The organism is Cupriavidus sp. 05N40 (assembly GCF_056397305.1).
On record NZ_JBFTND010000383.1, the window covers coordinates 1 to 3,282 of the forward strand.

General features: G+C 49.1%; 2 protein-coding genes. Both read right to left on the minus strand.

Features of this window, described 5'->3' with window-relative positions; all coding sequences use genetic code 11:
- A partial coding sequence (locus AC1DO7_RS40510; protein WP_477117505.1) for a hypothetical protein occupies positions 1-971 on the minus strand: 971 nt, incomplete at its 3' end.
- 90 nt (positions 972-1,061) lie between these two features.
- On the minus strand, positions 1,062-3,282 hold a 2,221-nt coding region (locus tag AC1DO7_RS40515; protein WP_477117506.1), incomplete at its 5' end, for a polysaccharide biosynthesis tyrosine autokinase.

Below are 3,282 nucleotides of genomic sequence, written 5' to 3' on the forward strand. Positions count from 1 at the left end.
CACCCCAATACTCCCGAAGCAAAATACAAGTAGACCAGGAAAGATGAGTCGCGAACATGGTAACCCCAAAGTCCGGTTACACCGACCCGGGATGTCTCATCCCAAAAAAATCCCGCTCCAAATACATCAGCATTCCACTCGCGCTGCTTGAATTCCTCGAATACAGATTGCCTGCTGGAAATTGCATCGTAATCTACAGACTCTGTGACCCGTAGATTATAAAACTCAAACAAAAATGGAGAGGCAGCGAGAGCTGCCGCAAGGATGGCCACTTTTACCCAGCGAGATCCCTTGCACGCAACAAGAAAGACTGTTCCCAGCAAAGCAACCACAAAAATCGCGGCGATTGAGAGGCTTAGTGTTGCGGTCCCAAGTGCGATAATAATCGGGACCGTAATGCGCCGGTCAATGGCCAAAAGAACGGCGGCAGCAGGAAGTACGGCCATGGCGTAGAATGACGGCTCAGAAAACAAACCTACTCCCCTAATCCCGATGGCTCTTCCTTCCAGCGCCTTAGTCATATAGAGGGATTCCGATTCAACCTCTCTAACATAGTTATTCAAATCGATGAAATCACCGGTCGCCAAGAAATATCCAACCTGGAATAGAAAGAATGCTGCATGAATAAATATAAGAACCTGACAAGCCTTACGCAGCTCACTACACCCAACCACAGCAGACTTAAAGCATATATAAACGGCAGCAATATAAATCTGGACGAAAAAAAACTTAATAAAAAAATTTAAATAAAAATCGTGAAGTATTGAGATCGACCAAACAATCGCCGTGGATGCGAGCACCCCAAGCACTGCGACGCCTAATCCATTTTTTATACTCAACAACTTGCTTCCGTTCACAAGCAAGAGAAGGCACATTAAGATGTACCCGATCGCCGTAGCTCTGACACTAAATGCGTTCAAGGAGAAGAAAAACAAGCTTCCCGAGAAAAGCAAAAATGAAAAACGATTCATCGATGTTGTTCCCTCCGTCGGATTCCCCTTCGCAGGAATCGGTGATTCTGCAAAAGGCGGTGAGCAACCGGCCAGCCGGAGGGTAATACCCTATGCCCCATAGTTGTAGTAGGCGTAACGATACCGACCATATTTCGAGCCATAGCTATATCGAAACGCTTTTGGATCTAGGCCATTAAATATCACACCCTTCACATCGGCGTTGGCATGTCCCAATTGCTTGGCGCTCTCTCGCACCTCTCCGATGGTGCTTCTTTCGAACCTCGTCACCAAGAAAACAGCACCGCAATGTGCGGCGAGAATCGCTGTGTCCGATACAGCCAAAACCGGAGGGGTATCAATTATCACCAAGTCATAACGCCCACTAAACTCATCTAGCAAGTGGACCATTTTCTCATTCAACAGTAACTCAGCTGGATTTGGAGGAATTGTTCCTGTCGAGATAAAATCCAACCCCTCCGCCACGTCACCGTGAGTAACATCTTCAATACTCGCTTTTCCAGCAAGTACATCCGACAAACCAAGGTTTCGATCTTTTCCGAAATATTGATTCAGATAACCTCTTCTCATGTCCGCATCGACTAGAAGCACTCGCTTTCCACCGGAAGCCATAACTGCAGCCAGATTCGCTGAGACAAATGACTTTCCCACTCCCGGCGTGGGTCCCGTTAAAAGGACGCGATTATTGTCAGCGTCAAGCATCGCGAACTGGAGAGCGGTCCGCAAGCTGCGTAAGCTTTCAATGGACGTCTCGTTTGGATAGCGATTCGCGAGTAAGTATTGACCTTTTTTTCGCGAGTGAAGTTCGTTGCTTAAGCTGACCTGTCCCTGCGAGAGCGGAACTGTTGCATAAACGCTAAGCCCGGTGTGTTGCTCGATATCTTGAGGATCGGTAATTCCTCCGAATAACCAATTCCTGATAAATGCGACAATAACACCGAACATAAGTCCGAGAACAGCCGAAAGCGCGATGACCAAGGGCTTCTTGGGTCTAATGGCTTCCTCTGGAACGGGAGAATTATCCAGCAGACGAACATTCCCGACCTTGCCTGCCTTCACCAATTTGAGTTGCTGCATGTTGTTCAGCAACCCTACGTATAGGTCGTTGTTCACTTGAACATCGCGCATCAGACGCAAAGCGTCTTGCTCGATGTTGGGTAGGGATTTCACTCGAATTGCTACGCTTCCAACTTTCTCGTTTAGGCCAGCGATTTGCTGGTCGAGCGCTATCACGGAGGGATGACCAGGTGCGAAGCGAGTTATCAACTCAGCGCGCTTTTGCTTCAGTTCGAGAAGAGTAGTGTCGGCGGTAACGCTTTCTTGGAGAAATGCTTTACCTTCCTCACTCAAATTGAATGTGCCGCGTTTGTTACGCATGTCATTGTATTTGACTTCTGCACGCTCCAATTCGACTTTCAGTTGTGGAAGAAGATCGCCAAGGAATACCAGAGATTTTTCTGCTTCTGCAGCCTTCCTTTTGATATTTTGGGCAACGTATTCCTCACCAATCTCATTCAGGATAGCGGCCGTCAGAATCGGATCTTTTCCATCTAGCGACGCACCGATTATGCCGCTTTGTTTTCCTTTTTCCGCAATCTTTAGATCGTCCTGCAGATCCTCAAGCGTTTTCAATCTTGAATTTCGCACCAGGTTGAATTTTACGCCTGCCTTCGCTTTCAACGAGGTCACCAACACGCTGACAGTCCCGACACTCTGTTCGGATCGAATATCCTCGCCGATAACGCCCGCTATAGGATGATCGAGGCTAGGCTGCTCCAGGGAATAGCGACCGTCTCCCAAGCTTACAATCTGGAAGTTTTCGCCCTCGAGCTCTTCTGGAATATCAAAATGATCGACCTTGATTGCTTCCGCTGCCCAAGCGTAGCCGCCCAACCCGAAGAACCCGGGCTCTGAAAGGCCTTTCGCCTTGCGCGCGATCCCTGCTCCAACCAGCGGGAAGTACTTTGGCTTGGCATCGATATAGAGCTTCAGATTGTCTACTGCTTTTCCGACCACCATTCTTGATCGAAGAATCTCGATTTCCGCGGCAGCCTCTGCCTTCACATCGAAGAGGCTCGATACATCCCCAAGAAGGCTCTTCGCACTGTTGGGGCTGTCCTCAACCTGGACAAGGATATCCGCCTGGTATACGGGTCGCGCAAGGAAGGCGTATGCAATTCCAAGCATCAGAACGACGCACGCAATTGCCGCAATCAGCCAACGGCTTGCAAGCAGCACGTCCAAATACCGGACTAGGTCAATTTCTTCTTCCGGCGGCGCGGCTACAACGACTGGGGGAGGGGTCTGGTTC